Source organism: Variovorax sp. GW458-11-26-14-LB1 (assembly GCF_059423965.1).
Genome location: NZ_JBWKYW010000014.1, coordinates 90,138 through 113,225 on the forward strand (window position 1 = coordinate 90,138; position 23,088 = coordinate 113,225).

General features: G+C 67.4%; 26 protein-coding genes. 14 read left to right on the forward strand and 12 right to left on the reverse strand.

Features of this window, described 5'->3' with window-relative positions; translation table 11 throughout:
* Window positions 1–9: 9 nt before the first annotated feature.
* Window positions 10–939 (reverse strand): LysR family transcriptional regulator, encoded by a 930-nt coding sequence (locus AC07YS_RS12210; protein ID WP_492730420.1) that lies wholly within the window; start codon window positions 937–939, stop codon window positions 10–12.
* A 123-nt stretch (window positions 940–1,062) separates the two neighbouring features.
* Here AC07YS_RS12210 and AC07YS_RS12215 point away from each other — a divergent pair, with 123 nt between their 5' ends.
* On the forward strand, window positions 1,063–1,830 hold the full coding sequence (locus AC07YS_RS12215) for an SDR family oxidoreductase (RefSeq protein ID WP_062474843.1): 768 nt from the start codon (window positions 1,063–1,065) through the stop codon (window positions 1,828–1,830).
* Here the strand turns inward: AC07YS_RS12215 and AC07YS_RS12220 are convergent.
* The 11 genes from AC07YS_RS12220 to AC07YS_RS12270 form a co-directional block, all read right to left on the reverse strand.
* On the reverse strand, window positions 1,818–2,267 hold the full coding sequence (locus tag AC07YS_RS12220) for a MarR family winged helix-turn-helix transcriptional regulator (protein WP_095747150.1): 450 nt from the start codon (window positions 2,265–2,267) through the stop codon (window positions 1,818–1,820). The genes AC07YS_RS12215 and AC07YS_RS12220 overlap by 13 nt on opposite strands.
* A 21-nt stretch (window positions 2,268–2,288) precedes the next feature.
* Window positions 2,289–3,251 carry an alpha-ketoacid dehydrogenase subunit beta gene (locus AC07YS_RS12225; protein WP_159274838.1) on the reverse strand — a complete coding sequence of 321 codons (963 nt, stop codon included), beginning with the start codon at window positions 3,249–3,251 and terminating at the stop codon, window positions 2,289–2,291.
* Complete coding sequence (locus AC07YS_RS12230) at window positions 3,242–4,264, reverse strand: thiamine pyrophosphate-dependent dehydrogenase E1 component subunit alpha (RefSeq protein WP_495267934.1); 1,023 nt, start codon at window positions 4,262–4,264, stop codon at window positions 3,242–3,244. The genes AC07YS_RS12225 and AC07YS_RS12230 overlap by 10 nt, the downstream gene beginning before the upstream one ends.
* A gap of 386 nt (window positions 4,265–4,650) precedes the next feature.
* Window positions 4,651–5,091, reverse strand: coding sequence for a Mor transcription activator family protein (locus tag AC07YS_RS12235; RefSeq protein WP_492741839.1), 441 nt, complete (start codon window positions 5,089–5,091; stop codon window positions 4,651–4,653).
* Window positions 5,092–5,107: 16 nt separating this feature from the next.
* The gene (locus tag AC07YS_RS12240) at window positions 5,108–5,287 is read right to left on the reverse strand and encodes a hypothetical protein (protein WP_495267933.1); all 180 of its coding nucleotides are present in this window, start codon (window positions 5,285–5,287) and stop codon (window positions 5,108–5,110) included.
* Window positions 5,284–5,904: a DUF3164 family protein gene (locus AC07YS_RS12245; RefSeq protein ID WP_095950404.1), complete on the reverse strand. Its 621-nt coding sequence runs from the start codon at window positions 5,902–5,904 to the stop codon at window positions 5,284–5,286. The genes AC07YS_RS12240 and AC07YS_RS12245 overlap by 4 nt, the downstream gene beginning before the upstream one ends.
* 11 nt (window positions 5,905–5,915) lie before the next feature.
* The gene (locus AC07YS_RS12250; RefSeq protein WP_139700595.1) at window positions 5,916–6,302 is read right to left on the reverse strand and encodes a hypothetical protein; all 387 of its coding nucleotides are present in this window, start codon (window positions 6,300–6,302) and stop codon (window positions 5,916–5,918) included.
* Window positions 6,299–6,724: a hypothetical protein gene (locus AC07YS_RS12255; RefSeq protein ID WP_139700593.1), complete on the reverse strand. Its 426-nt coding sequence runs from the start codon at window positions 6,722–6,724 to the stop codon at window positions 6,299–6,301. The genes AC07YS_RS12250 and AC07YS_RS12255 overlap by 4 nt, the downstream gene beginning before the upstream one ends.
* On the reverse strand, window positions 6,721–7,137 hold the full coding sequence (locus AC07YS_RS12260) for a hypothetical protein (RefSeq protein ID WP_495267932.1): 417 nt from the start codon (window positions 7,135–7,137) through the stop codon (window positions 6,721–6,723). The genes AC07YS_RS12255 and AC07YS_RS12260 overlap by 4 nt, the downstream gene beginning before the upstream one ends.
* The gene (locus AC07YS_RS12265; protein ID WP_495267931.1) at window positions 7,137–7,289 is read right to left on the reverse strand and encodes a hypothetical protein; all 153 of its coding nucleotides are present in this window, start codon (window positions 7,287–7,289) and stop codon (window positions 7,137–7,139) included. The genes AC07YS_RS12260 and AC07YS_RS12265 overlap by 1 nt, the downstream gene beginning before the upstream one ends.
* 112 nt (window positions 7,290–7,401) lie before the next feature.
* On the reverse strand, window positions 7,402–7,665 hold the full coding sequence (locus AC07YS_RS12270; RefSeq protein ID WP_159274832.1) for a helix-turn-helix domain-containing protein: 264 nt from the start codon (window positions 7,663–7,665) through the stop codon (window positions 7,402–7,404).
* Window positions 7,666–7,832: 167 nt separating this feature from the next.
* Here AC07YS_RS12270 and AC07YS_RS12275 point away from each other — a divergent pair, with 167 nt between their 5' ends.
* From AC07YS_RS12275 to AC07YS_RS12335, 13 genes are all read left to right on the forward strand, one after another.
* On the forward strand, window positions 7,833–8,555 hold the full coding sequence (locus AC07YS_RS12275) for an XRE family transcriptional regulator (RefSeq protein ID WP_221937729.1): 723 nt from the start codon (window positions 7,833–7,835) through the stop codon (window positions 8,553–8,555).
* A 114-nt stretch (window positions 8,556–8,669) separates the two neighbouring features.
* Window positions 8,670–9,245: a lysozyme gene (locus tag AC07YS_RS12280; RefSeq protein ID WP_495267930.1), complete on the forward strand. Its 576-nt coding sequence runs from the start codon at window positions 8,670–8,672 to the stop codon at window positions 9,243–9,245.
* The gene (locus AC07YS_RS12285) at window positions 9,242–9,892 is read left to right on the forward strand and encodes a hypothetical protein (RefSeq protein ID WP_235944288.1); all 651 of its coding nucleotides are present in this window, start codon (window positions 9,242–9,244) and stop codon (window positions 9,890–9,892) included. The genes AC07YS_RS12280 and AC07YS_RS12285 overlap by 4 nt, the downstream gene beginning before the upstream one ends.
* Window positions 9,889–10,161 carry a hypothetical protein gene (locus AC07YS_RS12290; protein ID WP_235944287.1) on the forward strand — a complete coding sequence of 91 codons (273 nt, stop codon included), beginning with the start codon at window positions 9,889–9,891 and terminating at the stop codon, window positions 10,159–10,161. The genes AC07YS_RS12285 and AC07YS_RS12290 overlap by 4 nt, the downstream gene beginning before the upstream one ends.
* A gap of 174 nt (window positions 10,162–10,335) precedes the next feature.
* Window positions 10,336–10,815, forward strand: coding sequence for a hypothetical protein (locus AC07YS_RS12295; RefSeq protein WP_495267929.1), 480 nt, complete (start codon window positions 10,336–10,338; stop codon window positions 10,813–10,815).
* Between the two features lie 68 nt (window positions 10,816–10,883).
* Window positions 10,884–11,813: a hypothetical protein gene (locus tag AC07YS_RS12300; RefSeq protein WP_139700588.1), complete on the forward strand. Its 930-nt coding sequence runs from the start codon at window positions 10,884–10,886 to the stop codon at window positions 11,811–11,813.
* A gap of 63 nt (window positions 11,814–11,876) precedes the next feature.
* Window positions 11,877–12,227, forward strand: coding sequence for a hypothetical protein (locus tag AC07YS_RS12305; RefSeq protein ID WP_095950412.1), 351 nt, complete (start codon window positions 11,877–11,879; stop codon window positions 12,225–12,227).
* 17 nt (window positions 12,228–12,244) lie between these two features.
* Entirely contained in the window at window positions 12,245–12,595 is a 351-nt protein-coding gene (locus tag AC07YS_RS12310; RefSeq protein WP_495267928.1) for a DUF1799 domain-containing protein, read from the forward strand.
* A gap of 88 nt (window positions 12,596–12,683) precedes the next feature.
* Window positions 12,684–14,717, forward strand: coding sequence for a phage tail length tape measure family protein (locus AC07YS_RS12315; protein ID WP_495267927.1), 2,034 nt, complete (start codon window positions 12,684–12,686; stop codon window positions 14,715–14,717).
* Complete coding sequence (locus AC07YS_RS12320; RefSeq protein WP_139700583.1) at window positions 14,714–15,337, forward strand: hypothetical protein; 624 nt, start codon at window positions 14,714–14,716, stop codon at window positions 15,335–15,337. The genes AC07YS_RS12315 and AC07YS_RS12320 overlap by 4 nt, the downstream gene beginning before the upstream one ends.
* A complete protein-coding gene (locus tag AC07YS_RS12325; protein ID WP_095950416.1) occupies window positions 15,334–15,957 on the forward strand; it encodes a hypothetical protein in 624 nt (207 codons plus the stop codon). Before AC07YS_RS12320 ends, AC07YS_RS12325 begins: the two co-directional genes overlap by 4 nt.
* A complete protein-coding gene (locus AC07YS_RS12330; protein WP_139700579.1) occupies window positions 15,954–16,370 on the forward strand; it encodes a DUF6950 family protein in 417 nt (138 codons plus the stop codon). The genes AC07YS_RS12325 and AC07YS_RS12330 overlap by 4 nt, the downstream gene beginning before the upstream one ends.
* Window positions 16,358–23,086, forward strand: coding sequence for a phage tail protein (locus AC07YS_RS12335; RefSeq protein ID WP_495267926.1), 6,729 nt, complete (start codon window positions 16,358–16,360; stop codon window positions 23,084–23,086). Before AC07YS_RS12330 ends, AC07YS_RS12335 begins: the two co-directional genes overlap by 13 nt.
* Window positions 23,087–23,088 lie beyond the last annotated feature (2 nt).

The window sequence follows — 23,088 nt, forward strand, 5'->3', positions numbered from 1 at the left end:
CATCGCCGCTCAGCCCACCTGCATCCGCTGCGCGAACTGCGCCTCGCGAAAGCGCGCCAGCACGAAGTCGACGAACACCCGCGTCTTGGGCGGCAGCAGCTTCTTGCTCGGGTAGTAGATCCACACGGCGCCCGAATCCTGGTACCACCCGGGCAGCAGCCGCACCAGCGCCCCGCTGCGCAGGCCGCGTTCCACGAAGGGCATCGGCAGCATCGCCACGCCGAGCCCCAGCAGCGCCGCCTGCGCGATCGCCTCGGGGTCGTTGAAGATCGCGCGCGGGCGCGCCGGCAGGTCGACCATGGTTTCCTCGCCGCTCGCATGCCGCAGCGTCCACGGCCGCAGCCGGCCCGTGGGCGAGGAGCGGCGCAGCAGCACGTCGAAGCGCGCCAGCTCGGACGGGTGCGCGGGCAGCGCACGCCCCGCCAGGTAGGCCGGCGCCGCCACCGCGACCACGTGGATGCGCGCCAGCTCGCGCGCCACCACGCCGGGCGACAGCGCAATGCCGCCGCCGATGGCCGCGTCGAAGCCCTCGCCGACCAGGTCGACCTGCTGGTTGTCGAAATGCCAGTCGGGCACGATGCCCGGGTAGCGCGCCAGGAAGTCGCCCATGAACGGCAGCACATGCTCGCGCCCGAAGGCCTGGCCCATGCTCACCTTCAGCGTGCCCGAGGGCTGGCCATCGTCCTGCGCGAGGCCGGCCACCGCGTCCTGCAGCGTGGCCAGCGCGCCGCCGACCTGCGCCAGGAAGCGCTCCCCGGCCTCGGTCAGCGTGAGCCGCCGCGTGCTGCGCTGGAACAGCCGCACGCCCAGCCGCGTCTCGAGCCGCGCCACGTTCTTGCTGACCGCCGCGGGCGTGAGCCCCAGGCGCCGCGCGGCCGCCGAGAAGCTGCCGCCCTCGGCGCTCTGCACGAAGGATTCGAGGTGATTGAGCGGTTCCATGCCGTGATTCTGTCGCTCATCTTCAACTTTGGGTTGAATCTGATCGGGCCGATTGATGGCTACCGCAAAGGGAATGGAATTCCGACACTGAAGGCCTTCCTCCTCCAACTGATCGGAAAAATCATGGCTTCCACCTCTGTTTCCTCCTCCCCCGTCCTGGCCGGCAAGGTCGCCTTCGTCACCGGCGGCTCGCGCGGCATCGGCGCCGCCATCGTGCGCCGGCTGGCGCGCGACGGCGCGGCCGTGGCCTTCACCTACGTCAGCGCCCAAGCCGAAGCCGACAAGCTCGCCGGCGAGATCCAGGCCGCCGGCGGCCGCGCGCTGGCCATCCGTGCCGACGCCGGCGACGCCGCCGCGCTCACGGCCGCCATTGCCCAGGGCGCGCGCGCCTTCGAGCGGCTCGACATCCTGGTGAACAACGCCGGCGTGTACCTCGGCGGCGAGCTCGACACCTTCTCGCTCGAAGACTTCGACCGCACCATCGACGTCAACGTGCGCGCCACCTTCGTGGCCGTCCAGGCCGCCGCGCGCCACATGGGCGACGGCACGGGCCGCATCGTCAACATCGGCAGCATCAACGCCGAGCGCGTGCTGGACGCGGGCGCCAGCGTCTACGCGATGAGCAAGGCCGCCATCGTCGGCCTCACGCGTGGCCTGGCGCGCGACCTCGGCGCGCGCGGCATCACGGTGAACAACGTGCAGCCCGGCCCGATCGACACCGCCATGAACCCCGCCACCGGCCCGCGCGCCGCTTCGATGCACGACGTGATGGTGCTGCCGCGCCACGGCCGCGCCGAAGAAATCGCCGGCATGGTTGCCTACCTCGTGGGCCCGGACGGCGGCTTCGTCACCGGCGCCAACCTGAGCGTGGACGGCGGCTACACCGTCTGATCGGTCGCGCCGGGATCGGGCGCGCGTTCCACCGCGCGGATCAGCGTGTCGAGCGTGTCGCTCAGGCGGGCCAGCTCGCCCGCATCGACGCCCGCGAACAGCTCGGCCTCGCGCTGCCGGCCCAGCGCGCCGACGGTGGCGTGCAGCGCCTTGCCGGCGGCCGTGAGGTACAGGCGGCTGCAGCGCTGGTCGGTCGGGTCGCTGCGGCGCTGCACGCGCTGGTGGCGCTTCAGGCCCGCCAGCGCGCGGCTCACGGCCATCTTGTCCAGGCCGGTGAGGTCGGCGACCTGTGTGGCGCTGAGCCCCGGCTGCGCGGCCAGCACGGCCATTGCGCGCCACTCGTTCAGCGTGAGCTGGTGCTCGCGCCCCACGCGCTCATGGAACGGCCGCGCCGTGAGATTGACGACCCGCACCAGCTTGAAGAAGAGCGGGTCCATGGCCGTTCGTGCCTTTGTGGGTCAGCCGGCCAGCTTCTTTGCCGCCGCCACGATCGCGTCCACGCCCACGCGCGACTGCGCCTCCAGCACCGGCGCGTAGCCGACGGGAATGCGCGGCGCGCCCAGCCGCGCGACGCGGCAGCCCGTGGCCTCGGCCGCGCTCGCGGCGATCTCGGCGCCGAAGCCCGCGGCCTGCACCGCCTCGTGCACCACCAGCAGCCGCCCCGTGCGCGCGCACGACGACAGCACCGTCTCGCGGTCCCACGGCCACAGTGTGCGCAGGTCGATCAGATCGACCGCGATGCCCTCGGCCGCCAGCGCGTCGCAGGCCGCGGCGCAAGGCTGCATCTGCTTGCTCCAGCTCACGAGCGTGAGCGCGTTGCCTTCGCGCACGCGCGCCGCCTGGCCCAGTGGCACGGCCAGTGTGTCGTCCACCTCGCCGCGCAGGCCCCACAGCGTCTTGTGCTCGATGTAGACCACCGGGTCGCCGCACTGCAGCGCCGCACGCAGCAGGCCGTGGTTGTCCTGTGGCGTCGAGGGGCTCACCACCACCACGCCCGGCAGGTGCGCGAACCACGCCTCGAGCGATTGCGAATGCTGCGCGGCCGAGGCGTCCCAGATGCCGCCCGGCATCCGCGCCACCAGCGGCACGCGGCCTTGGCCGCCGAACATGAAGCGGTTCTTCGCGGCCTGGTTCACCAGCTCGTCCATGCCGCACAGCGCGAAGTCGACCACGCGCATCTCGACCACGGGGCGCAGCCCCGCGAGCGCCATGCCCACGCCGGCGCCCATGATCGCGGCCTCGCTGATCGGCGTGTCGATCACGCGTTCGGCGCCGTACTGCTGCTGCAGCCCCTTGTACTGGCCGAAGATGCCGCCGCGGCCCACGTCCTCGCCGAGCACGACCACGCGCGGGTCGGCGTCCATCTCCTGCTGCAGCGCGCGCACGGCGGCTTCGGAATAACTCAGCGTCGTCACAGCCATTGGCCTGCTCCCGTGGTCTGCACGTCGGTGAAGGCGGCGCTCGCCTCGGGCCAGGGCGCCGCGTCGGCCACGGCCAGGGCCGTGTCCACCTCGTCGCGCGCGGCGTTCTCGATGGCGTCCAGCGTTGCGGCGGCCACGCCGGTGTCCAGCAGGTGGCCGCGGGCGCGCGCGATCGGGTCGGTCTCCAGCGCGGCGGCCAGCTCGGCCGGGTCGCGGTAGGCCGCGAGATCGACCGACACATGGCCCTTCACGCGGTAGGTGAGCGCGTGCAGCAGGCGCGGCCCCGCGCCGCTGCGCACCTCGGCCACCAGACGCGCGGCGGCGGCATGCACCGCGAACACGTCGTTGCCGTCGACCTGCGTGGCCGCGATGTCCATCGACGCGGCGCGCGCCGAGGCGCCGTCGCCGGCCGTCATCGGGCCGCTCGCGGTGGTGGCGCTCCAGCGGTTGTCCTCGCAGACGAAGAGCACGGGCAGGTCGTACACGCGGGCCCAGTTCAGCGCTTCGAGGAACGGGCCGCGGTTGATCGCGCCGTCGCCGAAAAAGCAGACCGTGATGTCGTCGCCGTGCTTCAAGAGCTTTTGCGCATGCGCCGCACCGACCGCGATCGGTAGCCCCGCCGCGACCACGCCGTTGGCGCCCAGCATGCCCACCGAGAAGTCCGCGATGTGCATCGAGCCGCCCTTGCCGCCGTTGAAGCCCGTGGCCTTGCCGAACAGCTCGCACATCATCCGCGTGAGGTCCGCGCCCTTGGCCAGCGTGTGGCCGTGGCCGCGGTGCGTGGAGGTGAGGTAGTCGCTCGCGCGCAGGTGGGCGCACACGCCCGCCGGCACCGCTTCCTGCCCGGTTGACAGGTGCAGCGGCCCGCGCACCCTGGCGGCGCCGCCCGCCTGCTGGCCGTAGGCGCTGACCCCGCCCTGGCTGGCGGTTTCGGCGGCGTTCTCGAAGGCGCGGATGCGCACCATGAGGCGGTACAGCGCCTCGCCGGCGCCTGGAGGGTTGCTCGGGTCCATCTTGTCTCCAACGCCCTGGGGATCGGCGCTTTGAGAAAAATCGTATCAACCGAGACAGATTCGACCTACCGGGCTAACCCTTCGACCCCTCGCCCGGCCTCTTTTTCGGGCGCGGGCTTCCTGCTCTCTTCTCTATTTATTCTTCTTATTTAAGTTAGTAGTAGTAGATAAGGGTAAACCCGCCCTGTGGACAGGGCACTTTTTCCCTTGCCTGACAACAACTTGTCACACCCCGGACACTGTGTGCTCCTGTGCTTTCGCGGTGCTATCAAAACAGGAACAACTTGGGCGAGGTCGCTCCCGCTGTGGATAACAGGGGGCTTGTCCGGAAACTGTCCCCAGAGTTTTCCTGTGAGGAGGCCGGGCCCTGCCGCCCGGCCTCCGGGTCAGAGCGAAATGTCCGCGACGATGCGTGAGACCTGGCGTTCCACGAGGCTGTGTTCCGCGGCCAGCGCGCGGATGGACTTGCCCGTGCTGTAGTCCGTGCGGATCTGTTCGTTGCGGATGGCGTCGAGGGCCCGTTGGGCCTTGGGCAGCACGAAGCGAAGCCCCGTGCCGTCGACGGCGTACTCGGCGCTGAGGGCGCGCAGGTTGTCGAAGCCGATCAGCGCGGCGAACGGATGGTCGGGGGCCGGATTCGCCGGAATGTAGATCCGCAGTCCGCCGTAGCGCGCGACGAAGGACATGGTGGCCGACAACCCGATCAGGCGGGCGAACTCCCGCAACCGGGGCGGCAGCAGGTCGCGCGCCGGCGCGGCCCGGCGCGGCCACGGCGCGATCGTGTGCGTTGGAAACGGCACGGTGCTGACGAACTCGGGAGGGCTCATGGGATGGGGCTCCGTTTCAGATGTCGGTGGGGCCGATCTGCACCTTGGCGTGCGGGCGCTCCCGCATCGCCGAAGGTTCGACCAGGCCCGCGGCTTCGAGTTGCGGCCGGCAGGCGTCGCAGGCGATCTCGTGCAGGCTGGCGCCGGGCGCCATGCACCAGGCGCAGAAAGAGGGATCGGTGATGTGCATGCTCATACGGCGGCCACGTCCAGGTTGATCGGCGTGTACTCGCCGGTGACGTCGTTGCGCTCGTAGAAGCGGATGTAGGGCTTGGTGCTGGCGATGCGCATGCTGTCGCCGATCGCCCTCATCGCCTGCTGCCACTTTGCATCGGCGATGTCGTGCCGGCGCAGGCCGAGCACGCGGGCGGTGCTGATCTTGCCCTGCTGGTCGACGTGGAATGCATCGTTCACCAGCACCTTGATGTTGGCGTTGCTGCCCTTGCTCCAGCTCTGGATGCACTCGTCGATGAGCGCCTTGGCCGCCTGCAGCCGTTCGTCGAAGACGACGGTGTCCTGCATCCGGCGTTCCACCTTGTGCTTGCCGTCGAAGCTCACGAGCGTGACGTTGCCCTTGCGGCCGCCCTGCTTCACGTCGTAGGCCGCCAGGCTGCGCTCGATGAACGCATGCACCGCGTTCATGGCAGCCACCTTGAAACCGATCAGCGCCGCGCTCTGCTGGCGGGCCTGCTCGCAGAGTTCGCTGACGACGGCATGGCGGTCCTTGTCGATGGGCTTGATCTTCGACACCGGGATCAGCGCGTCGTTGGCGTCTTTCCAGTAACCCGGGTGGTGTGCGATGGCTTCTTGCATGGAATGTCCTCTCAGGAGTTGGCGTTGTTCTTGGGGGTGTCGTTGTCGGAAAGGGCGAGCTGCCCGAGCAGGGCCGCCAGCGACACCTGGCGCAGCCGGCTTTCGATGCGCAGGCCGGAGACGGCACGGCTGCGCAGGTAGCGGCAGGTCTCGTCGAGCTCGGCCGCCGTGGCGGCCATGAAGTAGCCGGTGTCAGGCTTGCCGCAGATGTGCTCGCCCTGCAGCCGCAGCGCGGCGACGTGTTCGCGCGCGCGGCGTTCCTGGGCGGGCGCCGGTGTCGAGCGGCCGGTGATGCGGGCGACGAGATCGCGCACGTGCAGGCCGTGCGCGCGCCCGACGCAGGTCCGCAGTTCGGCCAGCACCTGGGCGGCGGTGAGGGTCGGGTCGGCGCTGCTCATTGCGCGGACCCCCAGTAGCCGAACCGCGTGCCGAGCAGCAGGCTCGGCACCCGCGTGAAGTCGAGCGCGCCCGGCCGCACCACGGGGCTGTGCACGGGCATGTAGACGCTGGTGTCGAGCCGCGTCACGCGGCGCGCCGAGGCCATGCGCTCGGCCACGGGCCCGGGGCCGCATCGCCAGCGCCGCCGGCCGCCGACCGTCACGGCGTGGACGTGGCCGCCGTCCGCCAGCCGCGCCAGTTGCCGGCGAAGCGCCGGGCTGCCCGGCTCGGGCCGGTAGCCCGCGAGGTGGTGCGCCAGCATGCGGTCGAGTTCCCCGGCCGATGCCGTGCCGTGCGCTTCGAGGTGCGCTGCAACGGCCCGTGCGAGTCGCTGCTCCCATGCGCGATCCGTGCGATCTGCCTGGTCCGTGGTGTCGTTCATGCGGGGTGTCCTTCCCTGGCCGTGCGCTGCGGCGGCGTGGCGCCCACGTCGCGCTGAAGCACGTAGCGCTTCAACCCGTCGACGCGGCGCGCGCCGATGCGCACGTCCTTCGGGCGCTGCCGCGACCAGGACAGCATCAGTGCGCCGGCCTGGCGCCGGGTCTCGGCCACGTCGTCGTCCGCATCGGCCAGTAGGCTCGCGGCTTCGTCGGCGGTCAGTGCGCGGCGGATGCGCAGCAGGTGCCACAGGCGTTCGGCGAAAGGGGCGCCGTCGCCCGCCATCGGCTCGGCCGTGTCGTCGGGCGGCGGTGGCGGCGCGGCCGCTTCGGCCTGCGCGTTCGCAATGCGTTGCTCGGCGAGCGCCAGCAAGGCCTTGGCGACGAACCATTCGGAGGAAGAGGCGGTGTCCTGCATCACGCACCTCCTGCCAGTCGTTCGAAGCGCATCGCGCCGTCGAACACGGTCTTTTTCTCGGTCTTGACGAAGCCTTTTCTCACAGTACATTTCTCCTCGCTCGTGGCACTGCTCAGTTCACTGGCACGCCCGGTGAAGGCTGCAACCTTCATCGGGCACTCTTGAAATCACGCGTCTCTTCTTCTTCCTGCGCACACGCCAAGCCCTGGCGTGCCATGCCGGGCAACCCGGCCGCATCCCGTGCGACGAGCCCGCCGGCCACGCTCAGTCCGGTCCTTCGCCGGGAGGTGCCAGCGCATGCGGATTGCGCGTCATCGCAATGCCGCGGTGGCGCGGACGCCGGTAACGGCTGGGCCAGATCGCTTCGGGCTCGAGGGCCAGCGCGCGGGCCACGATGCGCTCCGCCGCAACCCAGGGGCGGTACAGAACTTCATTGATGTGCGCGTATTTGTGTTCTTTGGCCAACTTCGACAGGTTGGTTCCGACCATTGCAAGTGCAGCTTTAACCTGAGCCGGGTGCCAGTCCATCGAAAAATCTCGTTTTGTGTTGATGACTTCGATTATGCACACAAAACAGGTTTTGACAATCTAAAAAAACACGCAGGGCGATATTTCTTGTCGGTGAAACACTTTTTGGGTTGAGAAAGTACCTTTGTGTGTTTAATATGTGCGCCTTCGCACAAAGCAGAGTGATCGTGACGTCGCCCACCCCTACCCCTTTCGACGACACCCAGGTGACCGCCCGCGTCAATGAGCTGGCCCTTGCACAGGGCGCGCGGTTACGGGATCTGCGCAAGCGCAAGGGCCTCACCATCGACGACCTCGCGCAGCGCAGCGGTCTTCACTTCAATACGGTGGGGCGCATCGAGCGGGGCGTCAGCGACGCCAGCCTCGCGCAGCTGTATGTGATGGCCCTGGCGCTGGGCGTCGATCCGGCGGAGCTGAATCCTTTTCAGTCCGCCCAGCCGGCCAGCCCGCTGTCGAACGGGCTCGACGACGAGACCTTCGTGCTGGTGGAACTGCTCGACGTGCGCGTGAGCGCCGGCGGGGGCTCGTACAACGGCTCGCAGGAAGACATGGGCCGCTTCGCGTTCAACCGGGCCTGGATGGCGCGCAAGGGCGTGAAGCCGGCCTATGCCCGCATCGTCCATGCGCGAGGCGATTCGATGGCCGACAAGATCAACAACGGCGACATCCTGCTGGTCGACACCGCCACCAAGTCGCTCGACCAGGACGGCGTGTACGTGATCCAGCTCGACGGCCACGACTACGTGAAGGTGCTGCAGCGCGACTTCTCGACCGGCGGCCTGCAGATCATCAGCTACAACCCCGCCTACAAGCCGCAGGTGCTCAGCGCCGAGCAGGCGGCCGAACTGCACATCAGCGGCCGCGTCGTCTGGCACGGCGGCGAGATCTGACCCGCGCGTTCCCGCGATCGGCGGGCAGGCCAGTGTAGGCAGCGCCCCGCGCGGAAAAGGAGGTTGGCGGATGTCGACCTCAGCCGATCGGCCCCCGCGCCCGACCATCAGGGCATGGGCAATGACATCTTTCGAAGGTTCCGGCGGCGACCTGCGTCCGCCGAAAAAGGGGGCGCGTCCCCGCGCCAACTGCTGACCGTCCTCGCGCTCAGCGCGGCCGGGCTGGTGGGCATCGTCGCGCGCGAGGGCTACAGCGACAAGGCGTACCCCGATCCCGTGCATGGCACCGCGGTGCCGACCATCGGCTTCGGTACCACCGGCGGCGTGCGCATGGGCGACACCACGGCGCCCGTGCCCGCGCTGCAGCGCGCGTTGCGCGATGTGCAGACGTATGAAAGCGCGCTCAAGCAGTGCGTGCAAGTGCCGCTGCACCAACACGAGTACGACGCCTATGTGAGCCTGGCCTACAACATCGGCACCTTCAACTTCTGCACGGGCGGCCGCGCGGGCCACACCTCGGTGCTGGTGCAGCGGCTCAACCGCGGGGACTACGCAGGTGCATGCGACGCCATCCTTGGCTGGAAGTACGCGGGCAAAACCGATTGCTCCGCGCCCGGCAACAAGACCTGCGGCGGACTCTGGCAAGACCGTCTGCGCCTGCATGCGCAATGCCAGGGGAATGTGCCATGACCTTCGGCACACGACTTTCCGTGATCGCCGTGGCCGTCGGTGCGGGCGCATTGCTGCTCGCCGTCGGCGGATGGGCGGTGCACGACGCAGGCCGCACCAAGGAGCGTGTCCTCTGGCAGGACAAGGAGGCACAGCGCGCCGCGCAATTCGCGAAAGACCTCGAAGCCGAGTACGCGCGCGGGCGCGCCGCATCGACCCGCTACCAGCTCGGCGCCAGCGCCCTGCAGGCCCGCTACTTCACCCTCGAAGGCCCGTCCCATGATCTACGCCGGCGCGTTTCTCTTGTCGTTCCTCCTGCTGTTCCTGATCGCCGCGCTGAGCGGCCTGGCGATCCTGCGCGACCTGTCGCGCCGCGAGCGGACCCGGATGCTGTCGCGCCTGGCGATGCACAGCGCGACCCTGTCGACCGCGGTCATCGCCTCAGCCTTGCTGCTGTCTGGCTGTGGAACAGCGCCCTCGCGGGCACGGACGTTCCCGCCGGTGCCTGCGGACTTGCTGACACCTCCGTCGAAGCCTGTGCTGCTGACGCCGGTCTCACCGTCGACGACGCCTGGGACAACCACCACCTCAACGCGAAATCCTGCGCGGCCGATCGCCTCCGGCATCGCGCGCTGATCGAGTTCATCACAGAAAGGCCCGCCCCATGAGCGACTCCCACGCCCGCGCACAGGAACTGCTGTTGCTCGGCCAGATCCACGGCCTCGTGCAAGCCCTGAAGGAGGGGCAGGACCAGCAGAACCGGCGCATGGACAGCTTCGATGCGCGCTTCGATGCACTCGACGGAAGGCTGCGTGCCGTCGAGCAGCGCGCGGCCGTGTTCGGCGCCGCCTCAGGCGGCGCGATGGCCATCGGCACCGCGCTGCTCATCGAGGCCATCAAGCAGTGGTTTCGCGGTGGGGGTCCCGGTGCGAACTGAACGCATGAACGGAGGCGCGCGCCGCCGTCTTTTCGCACCAGGGGCCGACAGATGTCGGCCTTTTGCATTTCGGGCCCGGCCGCGACAGTTGATTCACCAACCAACGCAGCAAACGATGCACACCACTTCCATCCACACGATCTTCACGCCGCTGCATTCGGCCGGAGCCGCGGCATGAGCGCCCTCGACACCCTGCGCGCGGCCATTGTCCAGACGCTGAACGGCGTGCCGCAGATCGGCCGCGTTCACGACCGCGAGCGTTTCGCGAGCGACGAGGCCGGGCTGCGCGCGCTCTACCTTCACACGCTGCCCGGCGGCGCACAGCAGCTGCGCGGCTGGTGGCTGCGCCGTGACGCCACCGAGGAGCGCAGCCTCAATGTCGGACGCACCCTCAGCGTCGACACCTGGACCTTGCACGGCTACATGGCCGTCGACGACGCCGCCGCTTCGGAGCTCGCCTTCGACGCGTTGATCGAGGCCGTGCGCGACGCCGTGCGCGCCGACCCGAGCTTCGGCGGTGCATGCGCACCCAGCCCGATCAAGGACGAGAAAGCCACCGACGGCATGCAGGTCGGCGGCACCGGTGCGGTCAGTTTTTGCGGCGTGCAGTGCCACGGCGCCTCCCTGCAGTTGCGGACCTGGCGCTACCTCTGAGCCAGACCCTCTGTTCATCAGTCCCTTCCTTCCATCAACCAACCAACCAATCAACGGAGAACGCCGACATGGCAAAACTCATGCGCAAGATGGCTATCCTGGCCAAGGCTGAAACGGTACGCGGTACCGACGCCCTTCCGACCGGTGCGGCCAACGCCATCCTGGTCAGCGAAGTCACCCTGACGCCCATCGAAGGCGATGTGGTCCAGCGCGACAACGTGCGACCCTACTTCGGCTCGCGTGGCTCCGTGCTGGTGACCCAGTACAGCAAGATCGCCTTCTCGGTCGAGATCGCGGGCGTCGCCGCCGCCGGCGACGTGCCGGCCTATGCCGCGCTCATGCGCGGCTGTGCCATCGCCGTCACCACGGCCGCCGGCGTCAGCACCACCTTCGCCCCGGCCACCGACGGCCTCGAGTCGCTCACCATCTACGGCAACGTCGACGGCACCGTCTACAAGATGACCGACGCGCACGGCAACGTGAAGGCCACCATCGACGCCAAGGGCATCCCGAAGTGGCAGTTCGAGTTCACGGGCCTGTTCGTGCCTGCCGCCGATGCACCGCTGCCCACGGCCGACTACACCAAGTTCATGGACCCGCTGGGCGTGAACAAGGCCAACACCACCCTCACGCTCGACGGCCTGGGCGTGGCGGCCAGCGCCTTCAGCTTCGATGCCGGCAACACCGTCGTGAAGCGCGACCTCATGACCGTCGACTCGGTCGAGATCACCGCCCGCGTTTCCACCGGCTCGGTCACTTTCGAGAACACCTCGGTGGCTACCAAGGACTGGATCGGCATGGCGCGTTCGAGCAAGCGCGTGCCCCTGGCCCTCAAGCACGGCCAGGGCGCGACCAACGTGGTCGAGTTCCTCTCGCCGCGCGCGCAGATCGGCAAGCCCACCTACAGCGACGTCGACGGCGTGCAGATGGTCACCGTGCCGCTCGAGTTCGTGCCCAGCGGCTCGGGCAACGACGAGTGGTCGATCGTCGTGCGCTGAGCACGGCCTTCTTCTTCATTCGCTGACCCACTCATTCATTCAAGACTCAAGGAAGAGAACCCGATGCCCCAGAAGCTCAAGATCGCCGTGAAGCCCACCTTCATCGCCCCCGTGGTGATGCGTGTGCCCGGTGACGGCCAGGTCGAGGAGGTGCGTTTCGACGCCGTCTTCAAGCGCCTGTCCAAGACCGACAACGAAACGCTGCAGGCGCGGCTGGACGCGCGCAGCCTCACCGACCGCGAACTGCTCGACATGGTGCTGGCCGACTGGAAGGGCCTGGAGGGCGAAGACAACGCGCCCTTCATCTGCACGCCCGACAACCGCGCCGCAGCGGCCGAGGACTGGCCGACCTTCGAGGCGGCCATTGCCTACAGCTACTTCGAGCACGCGTACCCGGCCGCCGTAAAAAACTGAGGGGCGCCGCGCGCTTCGTGCTCGGAGTCGCGCATCGCGTCCATGACGAGCTGGACGACGATCTCCGCAGCCAGTGCGCGTCGCTCGGCCTCGACCCGAGAAAGCTCGTCTCCTCGACGGCGAACGGGGACGGCCCGCCGCCATTCGAGTTGTGGCCGGAACACCAGGAAGCCTTCGAGGTGTTCCACGCCTGCCGCACGCAATGGCGAGTGGTCGCCGGTGCGGCAGGCGCGTGGTTCCAGGGGCTCGACTTCGGCGCGGTCGACGTGGCGATGCGGCGCCTGGGCATTCCGCGTGTGCGCCAGCGTGAAGTGTTCCTGCAGTTGCAGGTGATGGAAGACGAGGGCATTGCGGCGCTGAACGTCTAGCGCGAGGAAGGCCGCAGGCGATTGAAGAAGCATGAGGCCGGCGAATGTCGGCCTCATTTTTTCCCCCTACCGAACGGACCATACAGACATGGCTGCTGAACAAAAAACAGGAATCCCCGCAACGACAGGCGCTTCGCTGGTGCTGAAAGAAGCGCCCGCCGCAACGCAAGCACTGAAAGACCTCACCGGCGCCGCCAACTTGGCGAACCTGGCAATCAAGAAAATCCCGGGAGGTCCAATTGTCAAGGCCGGTCTCAAGACGGCGGAGTATCTGGGGAAGCGCACCATCGAAGGCTTGAGGGAGGACGCGGCGTATTCCGAGGCGAGGACGCTCAGCAACAACTACGCAGGCGTGACGAATGACCAGTTGCGAAGGATCGAGCGTGAGAACGCAGGCGCCACCGGGTCTCGTGCGAAAGAAGCACAGGCGTTGCAGATGCTCGTTGCAGATGGGCACGTGCAAGGCCAAGTTCTAAAGGAGACCGGAGCCGCCCTCACAACCCTGAACCGAGTATTGGGTACGCCCATGAAAGAGGTCGCGGACGAGTTCCGCGAACTGGCGAATGAGCCATTCAAGAAATCCGCTGAGCTCAACAAGAAGTACGGATACCTCAGTGGAGCAGAACTCACGGAGATCGGCCGGCTAGAGGACGCAGGGCAGCGCCAGGCCGCAGAGGCCCTCGCGCAAAAGTCGTATGCCGTCGAAAGGACGCGCAGAGCCAAACAAGGCGAGAAAGACAGGCTCTTGGTCGATCGCGTGAAGCCGTGGGTGACCGATTTTCGAGATTTCTTAGAAGATATTCCTCGCAACCTAGGGCGCGGAAGCACGTTGCAGGAGAAAGCGGAGCAAGCCTCGAAAAAACTCGAAAACCGTCGTCGTCGAGATGGCGGGGCGGGAACTCCGTTTGCCGAAACAGGGGAAGGGGCTGCTGTCGGCCTCCTGGTGCGTCCCATGTCTTCGACATGGAGCGATCGGGCTGAAAACCTAAGGGAAATGCAACGGCATGACGCCAAGTCTGCGGCGACGCAGGCAGCAAATGCCAGCACCAAGATCTCTGAAACCGATGCGGTCACGAAGGAGCGCACAGAAAGTGAGCAGAAAAAGAACGCGATAGAGAGTGCGAAACAGGTTGTTGTCGAGCTGGAGAAAAAGGGCGCACTTGTTCGATCAGGATCTGCTTCGGTGGGCCGCGTCGAAGGGTCACCTCGGAACCCGACTGCTTCTCGTGGCTCGAGCGCCGGCATTCAGCAAGCTCAGATCGCGGGTCTTCAGTTGCAGATCGAGATTGCTTGTGCGCCTTGCAAAGAAGAGTCGGGGAGTTCTCGTCAAGATTTTTGCTCCGCGCTTCAAGGCACTGAAGAGACGAAAGACGAGAAATGGACGGGTGAAAACGTCCTGTCTGAGAGGAATCGTCTGAACATGCCCAGCGACACCGAAGGTGTCGAAGCGGGTGACAAGGCAAAGAACCAGCGGGACGAAAAAAGCCGCAAGCTGTCGGACGACCTGAATGGGGCATTCCGAGAGGGTTTTACGGGCTTTCTGCAGGGCGACGACAAGGCCTTCGACAAGATGGGCGAGTCGCTCAAGAAAAAGATCGTTTCGTCGATAGCGGACGCGCTCTACGACACATCGCTGAAGCCAGCCGTCGAGGCATTTTCCGGATGGTTCTCGGGCCTGTTCAAGGGCGGATCTTCGGGTGGTGGGGCTCTTGGAGGCGAAAGCTCCGGCAGCAACTGGTTGGGCAGCCTCGTGAACGGCGTGATGAAGTTCTTCGTCACGAGCGCCAACGGCAACGTCTTCGCCTCGCCCGGCCTGCACACCTACGCCAACAGCGTGGTCGGCAAGCCCACCTTCTTCCCCTTCGCCAACGGCATCGGCCTCATGGGCGAGGCGGGGCCCGAAGCCATCATGCCCTTGCGCCGTGGTTCCGACGGCCGCCTTGGCGTGAGCGCTCAAGGTGCGAGTGGCGGCGGCGCGCTGCACTACGCACCCTCCACTGTCTTCCACATCGATTCGAGGTCCGATCGCGGCGCCGTGATGGCCGATCTGGACCGTGCACTTCAAGCAAACAACCAAGGCCAAATGGAACAACTCAAGCGTATGCGGGTGGTGCCCCAATGAGCATCATCACCTTGCCCCCCACTTTGCCTGTCAAGCGGCAGGACTTCGGCATCCAGACCTTCGACCTGAGCTTCAGCAGTGGCGACACCGGCTCGTCGCAGGTTGCCGTGCTGGCACCGCCGCGCCGTACCTGTGCGCTCGTGAGCGAAGAGCGCATCCCTCTGATGAACGAGGCCGCGATGTGGCGCAGCCTGGTGCATGCGCTGCGCGGCCAGGTCAACGTGCTCGCGGTCAGCGACATGTTGCAGCCGGCCCCGCGCGGTAGCGCGCGGGGCACATGGACGGCACTGGCCGCTGCAGCGGGCGCGTCGTCGCTGTCGATCCAGATGGGTGCGGCCCAGGCCGGCAAGACCCTGCTGCAGGGCGACTGGATCGGCGTCAACCAGGGATCGATCCAGCGACAGCTGCTGCACGTGCAGGCCGATGCCGTGGCGAACGCGTCGGGGCTGATCGTGGTGTCGGTCGAGCCGGTGTTGCGCGTGGCCGTGGCTGCCGGCAGCGCCGTGGTCTGGGATCGTCCGACCTGCCTCATGCGCAAGGTCGATGCCAAGAACAACTGGTCGTCGGAGTCACGCACGCAGGGCGGCTTCAGCCTCGATCTCATGGAGTCCTGGGAATGACAGTCACCACCAACAGCGGCTTTCAGGCCACCGCCAGCGCCGGCGCCTATGGCGAACTCGCACTGGTCGAACTGCAACTGCGCTCGGGCACGGCGCGCTTCACGAACTGGCCGCTCAGCGTCCAGGTCATGGGCGAGACCTGGCAGGGCGTGGGCAACCTCGGCTCCATCGGCGAGCTGCACGAGAGCGAAGACGGTGCGGCCGAGAAGCTCACGCTGACGCTCTCGCCGGTGGACATCGGAACGCGTGCCCTGGCGCTGGGCGATCCCGCCGACTACCAGGACCGTCGTGTGCGGGTCTGGATCGCCATGCTCGATGCCAACACGCTGCAGATCACCGGCGCGCCCGTGCTGCGCTTCGTCGGCGTGATGGACCAGATGAAGATCGCTCGCGATGGCAACAACGCCTCGATCAGCATGGACTGCCGCACCGCCAGCTACGACGTGCGCAGCAATCCCGCCGCGCTGCGCATGAACAACGCGCAGCACCAGGCACGGCATCCGGGTGAGCTGGGCTTCGTCTATCTCACCAGCCTGATCGGCAACCCGGCCGTCTGGGTCGGCAAGTGGCTGCAGGCCAATCTTCAATATCGACAGAACCTGGGTGTGCACAGCAAATGAGCATTGATCTCGACACTTTCATCGACGCGCGACGCCACATCGGCTTCGCCTACTTCGAGCACGACTGCGCGACCATTGCAGCGGATTGGGTGCGCGAGCAACGCGGAACCGACCCGCTCGAGCCGCTGCGCGCGCAAGGCGGCGCGTTGGCGCCCAAAAGGCTGCTGACGGCGCTCAGGCACGTGCGTGCGGTCGGCGGCTTTCAAGCCGCTGCATCCACCCTTCTCGGGCCGGCGCTGCCCGGCCTGCGGGCTCAGCGCGGAGATGTGGTGCTGGCGCGAAGCGGCGGCCGTGTGGGCCGTGTGTCGGGCCACAGTTTTGGCATCTGCACCGGCTCGAACATCGTGGCGCCTGGCAAGGATCGCCTCCAATTTTTGCCTTTGACGGCGGGGGTGGCAGCATGGCGCGTCTGATTCGTTTTTTCCTGGTCCTTGGCGCCCTTCTGGGCGTCTGTACCGCTGCAATGGCGGATCCTGTGAGCTTCTTTACGGCAATCGGTACGGCTGTTGGCGCCAGCGCAGGGGCGGCGGCCGCGGTTGGCGGCTTGATCGTCAGCACCGCGATTTCCATGGTCAGCAACGCCTACGCGTCCTCGCAGGCCAAGAAGAAGGCGCGACAAGCCGCTGCCCGCAAGTTCGCGGAAGACGTGGCCAACCTGCGTGACCGTACGGCCACGCTGGTCAGTTCCGAAGCGCCTTGGGCCACGGTCTACGGCGCGCCCGCACGTGTCGGCGGGTCCATCGTTGCGGTGCTCGACAGCGGGCCGATGGCCCAGTTCAAGCACATCGTGATGGTCTTCGCATCGCACGAATGCGAGGCGATCGACGAGATCTTCATCGACGGCACATCGGTGGGGCGGCCCAATGAGTTCGGTTGGACCGACGGCTCGGAATTCCAGATGCCACCACTGTTCACGGGCTGGCCTTCAGAGGGCCCGGCAGTGAACGTGCAGTTCCACACGTCGCCCGGTGGCGTGGACACAGCCGATGCATTCCTTCGCTGGAATGTCGACCAGACCCTTCCGGGTGCCAATCTCTGGACGGAGCAGCACAAGCTGAGCGGCTGCACCTATGCGGTGGTGACGCTCAACATGCTGTTTGAGCGCTTCCAGGGCGGCCTTCCCGAGATCACGGCCAGGCTGCGCGGCAAGAAGGTCTACGACCCCCGCACCGGCCAGACCGCCTACTCGCGCAACCCGGCGCTGTGCCTGGCAGACTTCCTTCGCTCGGAGACCGGCTACCTCGCGGCCGCCGACCAGATCGACGAAAACGCGCTGATTGCAGCGGCCAATGCCTGCGACCAGGAGGTCTACAGCGCCGTCGATGCCGTCAACCATGGTGGCTCCAAGGCACGGTATGTCTGCGACGGCATGTTCCGTTCGGACCAGGACCGCGAGTCGACACGGCAACAGCTCGAGGATTCGATGGCGGGCTTCAGCCTCGAGTCGGGTGGTGTCTGGCGCATCCAGGCCGGTGCCTGGTCGACACCGGTGCTCAACCTCACCGACGAGGACATGCTGGCGCCCACGGCCGTGATGCAAACCTCCAACCCTGGCGCGAGCCGCTTCAATGGCATGCGCGGCACCTATGTCAACGCGGCGCGCAACGGGGTGAGCGAAGACTTCACGCCCTACCAGAACCAGGCCTTCCGTGCGCTCGACGCCAAGGACAAGTTCACCGACATGGCGCTGGCCTTCACGACCTCGCATGTGCGCTGCCACCAGATCGCCCGCGTGGTGGTCGAGCAGAGCCGCGGCGGCTTCGTGCTGCGCATCCATCCGAAGATGCTGGCCTGGCATCTGCAGCCCGGCGACCGCATCGTGCTCTCGAGCGCGCTGTACGGTTTCACCAACAAGACCTTCCGCGTCACCGACTGGACCTACGCGCGCAACGCACCGCTGTCGCTGCTCGTGATCGAGGACGTGCCGGCCTACTACGACCTGGCCGACGAGGTGCTGGCCGACGCGGCGCCGAACACCAACCTGCCGAGCCCGTTCCTGCAACCACAGGCACCGTTCGACTTCAAGGTGGAAAGCGGCCCGTCGCAGATGTCGCTGCAAGACGGTGGCATGGTGGCGCGCGCCCGCGTCTCGTGGGCGAAGTCGAACGAGCTCAACATCCTGAAGAGCGGCGCGGTCGAGGTGCAATGGCGCTCGCTGGCACCGGTGAGCGACTGGCACTCGTCGCAACTGCCGGGCGATGCCACCGAGACCTTCCTGCTGGGCCTGTCGGTGCGCAGCCTCTACCAGGTGCGTGCGCGCTTCCGAACGCCCTACGCATCGAGCCCGTGGGCCACTGCCGAGCACACGCTGGTCGGCAAGGGCGGCGTGCCTGCTGACGTGGCGGGGCTCGCACTCGACGTGACCGACGCCGGCATCGTCGCCACCTGGGGCCAGCCGATCGGGCTCGACCTGCTCGACTGGAGCACGACCCGCGTGCGCATCGGCGCCAGCTGGGAGCTGGCCGACGAGGTGTTCTCCGCCAAGGGCGTGGCGGCCAACCTCGGATGGCTGCGCGCCGGCACCCAGCGTGTCTGGGCTTCGCACGGCAGCACGTCCAACCAATGGTCGGTGCCGGTCTCCGCGTCCATCGACATCGCGGCGCCCGCGCAGCCGATCGTGAACGGCACCGTCTGGCGCAACGAGATCGACCTGGCCTGGCAGGACTGCAAGACCATGCAGCCGATCGCGTACTACGAGCTGCGCCGCGGCGCCACGCTCGAGACGTCCGAAGAGATCGGACGCACGGCAGAGCGGACCTTCGTTCGCACCGAAGCCACGGGCAGCTGGCGCTACTGGGTGCGCGCCGTCGATGCCGGCGGCAACGGCAGCGCTGCCGCGTATGTGCAGCTCACGGTGCTGCCCGGCATCGACGAAGCGCTGGAAGAGCTCGAAAAGGGCCTGAATGAAGCCGTCGACGAGCTCAAGGCCGTCGACCAGGCGCAGGGCCAGGCGCTGACGAAGGAAACGCAGGATCGCGCGCAGGCCCTGAGCGCCGAAGCGGCTGCGCGAACGGCCGCCCTTGCGGCAGAAACGGCCGCGCGCTCGGCGGCGTTGGTGTCCGAGGCCCAGCAGCGAACGCAACAGGTCACGCAGGTGACGAATGCGCTCACCGCCGAAGCCACCACCCGCGCTGCGGCCGACCAGGCCGAGATCACTGCACGTGTGGCGGCCGTCTCGCAGGAAGTGGCCGACCGGAAGGCTGCGGTGACGGCCGAGGCCAGCACCCGCGCCACGGCGATCACCGCCGAACAGAGCGCGCGGGCGGCGGCGCTGCTTGCCGAAACCAATGCCCGCTGCGCCGCGATCGCGGACGAAGCCACGGCGCGGCAGACCGCTGACGAGTCGCTATCGTCACGCCTCACGACGCTGAACGCATCGTTGAGCACCGCGCAGGCGGCACTGCAGACCGAAACCACGACGCGCGCCAGCGCCGATGCGGCGGAAGCATCGGCACGCCAGCAACTGGCCACGCAGCTGCAGGCCGCGGACGCGTCGCTGACTGCCGCCATCGGCAATGAAGCCTCGGCGCGCAGTGCCGCGGACGCGGCCGAGGCCCGCAGCCGCGAGTCACTCGCGGTCGCGCTGGTGGGCGCGACGGATCTCGCCGCCACCTTGGCCTATGTGGATGGCGCGTCGCTGGACATCGGGTTTGCCGAGCAGAGCTACGGTGTGTGGCAGGCGCCGGCGTTGGGGCAGGTGGGCAGCGGCCTGATCGCCGAAGAGCGCCAGGCGCGCGTGGCGGCCGACGCCGCAGAAGTCAGCGCGCGCGAGACGCTGCAGGCGCAGCTCACCGGTGGCTACGGCGGGTCGGACCTGTCGCAGGTGGTCAGCGGCCTGATCTACCAGGAGCGCAGTGCGCGCGCCACGAGCGACGAAGCCCTGGCACAGCAGATCACGTTGATCTCGGCAGGCGTGGGCGAGCAGTTCGACTACGCAAAGATCTGGTACTTCGATTCCGGCCTGGAGGCCTGGACGGGCAATGGCACGCCCTCCGTGGCAGCGGGATGGATCCGCCCCGCCAACCATGCGACCGATCCCTTCATCGTGTCGCCTGTGGGCATTGCCGCGAACGGCTCGACCTACGGCCAGATCCGCATGCGTGTGCGCAAGGTCGGTGCGCCCGCATGGGACGGCGCGCTGTCCTGGCGTGCGGCGAGCGACAGTGGCTTCGATGCGTCGCGGCGTGTGACGATGACGGAGCCGACCTACGACGGCGCAGGCATCGGCATGGTCACGGTCAGCCCCGGCTGGGATGTGGCCATCGACCAGCTCCGGATCGAGCTGTCGGCGGCGCAGACTGCCACGGCGTACTTCGAGATCGACTGGGTCGCCATCGGACGCCCATCGCCGGGTGCTTCGAACGCCGCGCTGCAGAGCGAGATTGCTGCGCGTGCGAGTGCGGATGCCGCCGAGGTCTCGGCGCGCGAGAACCTCGCGACGCAACTGCGCGGCGCCTACAACGGCAACGACATCGGCGCACTGAGCTCGGGCCTCCTGGCATCGGAGCGCGATGCACGGGTGAGCGCGGACAGCGCCGAGGTCACGGCCCGGCAGCAGCTCGCAGCCACCGTGGCCAGCAACAAGACGAACGCGGATGCCGCGCTCGTGGCGGAGCAGACGGCACGCGCCAACGCCGATGCCGCCGAGGTCACGGCCCGCCAGGCACTGGCCGCGACCGTGGCCGGAAACCTGGCCACCGTCAATGCCGCGATCAACGCCGAACAGAGCGCGCGGGCCACGGCGGACACGGCGGAAGTCACGGCACGCGAATCGCTGGCCACGCAGGTGCGCGGTGCCTACACCGGCACGGACGTGGGTGCTGTCAGCTCGGGCCTGGTCTACAGCGAGCGCCAGGCACGCATCGCCGCCGACAACGCGGAGATCACGGCCCGCACGGCGCTGGCGGCCACGGTCGCGGGCAACAAGACCAGCGCCGATGCCGCGCTGGTGACCGAGCAGAGCGTGCGCGCCACCGCCGACACGGCCAATGCCAATGCGATCACCGCGTTGCAGGCGACCGTCACCGGCAACGCCACGGCCGGCTCCGCAGCGCTGCAGGCCGAGGCTGTGGCACGGGCGCAGGCGGACAGCGCAGAGGCGATCCAGCGGCAGGGCTTGTCGGTGGCGCTCACGGGCGTTCCCGATACCTCGGGCAGCCTGGACACGGTGATCGGGGCGTCGCTGGTCAACGACTTCGTGGGCAATGCCTTCGAAGTCTGGGAAAAGCCGACGGGCCCGACGCTCGCCAGCGGCCTGATCTACGAGGAGCGCCAGGCGCGCATCACGGCGGATGCGGCCGAGGTGTCTGCACGGCAAGCGCTCGAAGCGGTCGTCAACACGAACAAGGCAGATGCTGCTGCGGCCGTGACGGCGGAGCAGAGTGCCCGCGTCACCGCGGACACGGCGAACGCCAACGCGATCACGGCGCTGTCGGCCACCGTCAACCACACGACGAACGGCCTGCCGAGCAAGGCCAGCAACACGGCCCTGACCGCATTGACGACGCGCGTCACGAATGCAGAGGGCCTGATCACCTCGCAGGGCGATGCAATCACCAGCATCAACAGCGGGTTGGAGCTGGGACGTGCCGATTCGCAGGCCAGCCTGACGGCGGACGAAAGTCTGGCCAACGCAGCGGCTTGGCGCAGCCACTACGGCACCAACCTGGCGACGTACTTCGTCACGACCACGACCGGCAAGGTCGCCACGACGGTGTGCCGTTCGCCCGTGGGCGGCGCGAACTTCTGGAACTACTCGAAGAGCAAGGTGGTGATCGACCCGGCGCGGACCTACCGCCTCACGGCATGGGTCCGACGCGTGGATGCCAACGGCACGCACTATTGGACCTGGTGGCGCAACACGTTGGGCAACTACAGCAACAGTCCCATCGCGATCGGCAGCCTGCCCAATAACGTCTGGACCCAGATCTCGCTGGACCTGCTCGGCAGTGCCTTCGGCGACACCTCGGTCAGCCCCGGTTTTGCCCTGAACCACACCGGTGGCACAACGGGGTACACGGAGATTCAGGGGTTCCGCTTCGAGGATGTCACGGACAGCTTGCGGATCACCAAGGCGGAGACCACGAAGGCGGATGCCAGCGCGGTCAATGCGCTGACCACGCGAGTCACCAGCGCGGAAGGCGCGATCACGAGCCAGGCGACGGCACTGACCAATGTGACGGCTAGGGTCAATGGGAACACCGCGTCGATCACGGCGACATCGAGTGCGCTTGCGACGCTTGACGGAAAGGTCAAGTCGACGTGGAAGCTCAACCTCACGGCCGACAAGAGGGTCGCCGGGATCTTGCTCGAAAACGACAGCGGCAACACCGAAAGCAAGATGGTCGTACTTGTCGACAAGTTCGCGATCGCCCAGACCGCCACCGGCGGGGAGCCCAAATACCCGTTCATCGTTGGTCGCGTGGACGGTGCCAGCAGCATCGGCATGGATGGCAACTTGTTTGTCGACGGGTCCATCAAGGCCCGCTCGCTGGATGTGGAGCAGTTGACGGCGACGATCTCGAAGCTGAACTACATCAGTGCGGGTCAGATCACGATCAACGGGAACATGGCGGGAACGGACTGGGGCTACATCCGCTCCACCGACAAGTGGTACGGCGATGGCAGATGGGGCTGGATACTCGCCAAGGCACCGGATGGCGCCTCTTTTGTCGACTTCACCCAGGGGCCTTGCGGCCTGCAGATGCTGGGGACTCCCAACGGAGGGGATAGCTTCCGCTTGTGGGGGCCGGGCTTCAACCTGGATCGGGGAGGGCTGACGATCGGTCAGGCCAACGTGATCGACACGCTCAACATTCGCGGCGAAGCGGTCACCGTTCCCAGATACGCAGTCTCGCCGGGGAATGTCTGTCAATTGCTCTACCGCAACAGCACGGGGCAGACGTTGGAGGTCTTCGCAATGGGGACTGTCTTTTTGATGATGACGGGATTTGTCTCGATCAAAGTGAACGGAAACCAGGTCTGGTTTGGTGCAGGCATTGCAGGTACCACCGTGACTGGTGGTGCAAATTTTCAATGTTGGCCAGGTGACTCCGTGATCGAAATCTCTTCTACCTCGCCCTCCGGTCTCTCCGGCTCTTTCATCTATGCAATTGCCACACGTCGTTGAAC

What these genes read in the sequence shown, in the direction of transcription:
- AC07YS_RS12250 (WP_139700595.1), bottom strand. Translation starts at nt 6,302, where the DNA reads ATGAGCAGCGCCGACCCGACCCTCACCGCCGCCCAGGTGCTGGCCGAA.
- AC07YS_RS12315 (WP_495267927.1), top strand. Translation starts at nt 12,684, where the DNA reads ATGGCTGCTGAACAAAAAACAGGAATCCCCGCAACGACAGGCGCTTCG.
- AC07YS_RS12325 (WP_095950416.1), top strand. Translation starts at nt 15,334, where the DNA reads ATGACAGTCACCACCAACAGCGGCTTTCAGGCCACCGCCAGCGCCGGC.
- AC07YS_RS12295 (WP_495267929.1), top strand. Translation starts at nt 10,336, where the DNA reads ATGAGCGCCCTCGACACCCTGCGCGCGGCCATTGTCCAGACGCTGAAC.
- AC07YS_RS12220 (WP_095747150.1), bottom strand. Translation starts at nt 2,267, where the DNA reads ATGGACCCGCTCTTCTTCAAGCTGGTGCGGGTCGTCAATCTCACGGCG.
- AC07YS_RS12330 (WP_139700579.1), top strand. Translation starts at nt 15,954, where the DNA reads ATGAGCATTGATCTCGACACTTTCATCGACGCGCGACGCCACATCGGC.
- AC07YS_RS12285 (WP_235944288.1), top strand. Translation starts at nt 9,242, where the DNA reads ATGACCTTCGGCACACGACTTTCCGTGATCGCCGTGGCCGTCGGTGCG.
- AC07YS_RS12265 (WP_495267931.1), bottom strand. Translation starts at nt 7,289, where the DNA reads ATGAAGGTTGCAGCCTTCACCGGGCGTGCCAGTGAACTGAGCAGTGCC.
- AC07YS_RS12280 (WP_495267930.1), top strand. Translation starts at nt 8,670, where the DNA reads ATGGGCAATGACATCTTTCGAAGGTTCCGGCGGCGACCTGCGTCCGCC.
- AC07YS_RS12270 (WP_159274832.1), bottom strand. Translation starts at nt 7,665, where the DNA reads ATGGACTGGCACCCGGCTCAGGTTAAAGCTGCACTTGCAATGGTCGGA.
- AC07YS_RS12300 (WP_139700588.1), top strand. Translation starts at nt 10,884, where the DNA reads ATGGCAAAACTCATGCGCAAGATGGCTATCCTGGCCAAGGCTGAAACG.
- AC07YS_RS12320 (WP_139700583.1), top strand. Translation starts at nt 14,714, where the DNA reads ATGAGCATCATCACCTTGCCCCCCACTTTGCCTGTCAAGCGGCAGGAC.
- AC07YS_RS12335 (WP_495267926.1), top strand. Translation starts at nt 16,358, where the DNA reads ATGGCGCGTCTGATTCGTTTTTTCCTGGTCCTTGGCGCCCTTCTGGGC.
- AC07YS_RS12240 (WP_495267933.1), bottom strand. Translation starts at nt 5,287, where the DNA reads ATGAGCATGCACATCACCGATCCCTCTTTCTGCGCCTGGTGCATGGCG.
- AC07YS_RS12290 (WP_235944287.1), top strand. Translation starts at nt 9,889, where the DNA reads ATGAGCGACTCCCACGCCCGCGCACAGGAACTGCTGTTGCTCGGCCAG.
- AC07YS_RS12230 (WP_495267934.1), bottom strand. Translation starts at nt 4,264, where the DNA reads ATGGACCCGAGCAACCCTCCAGGCGCCGGCGAGGCGCTGTACCGCCTC.
- AC07YS_RS12235 (WP_492741839.1), bottom strand. Translation starts at nt 5,091, where the DNA reads ATGAGCCCTCCCGAGTTCGTCAGCACCGTGCCGTTTCCAACGCACACG.
- AC07YS_RS12215 (WP_062474843.1), top strand. Translation starts at nt 1,063, where the DNA reads ATGGCTTCCACCTCTGTTTCCTCCTCCCCCGTCCTGGCCGGCAAGGTC.
- AC07YS_RS12255 (WP_139700593.1), bottom strand. Translation starts at nt 6,724, where the DNA reads ATGAACGACACCACGGACCAGGCAGATCGCACGGATCGCGCATGGGAG.
- AC07YS_RS12260 (WP_495267932.1), bottom strand. Translation starts at nt 7,137, where the DNA reads ATGCAGGACACCGCCTCTTCCTCCGAATGGTTCGTCGCCAAGGCCTTG.
- AC07YS_RS12225 (WP_159274838.1), bottom strand. Translation starts at nt 3,251, where the DNA reads ATGGCTGTGACGACGCTGAGTTATTCCGAAGCCGCCGTGCGCGCGCTG.
- AC07YS_RS12245 (WP_095950404.1), bottom strand. Translation starts at nt 5,904, where the DNA reads ATGCAAGAAGCCATCGCACACCACCCGGGTTACTGGAAAGACGCCAAC.
- AC07YS_RS12305 (WP_095950412.1), top strand. Translation starts at nt 11,877, where the DNA reads ATGCCCCAGAAGCTCAAGATCGCCGTGAAGCCCACCTTCATCGCCCCC.
- AC07YS_RS12210 (WP_492730420.1), bottom strand. Translation starts at nt 939, where the DNA reads ATGGAACCGCTCAATCACCTCGAATCCTTCGTGCAGAGCGCCGAGGGC.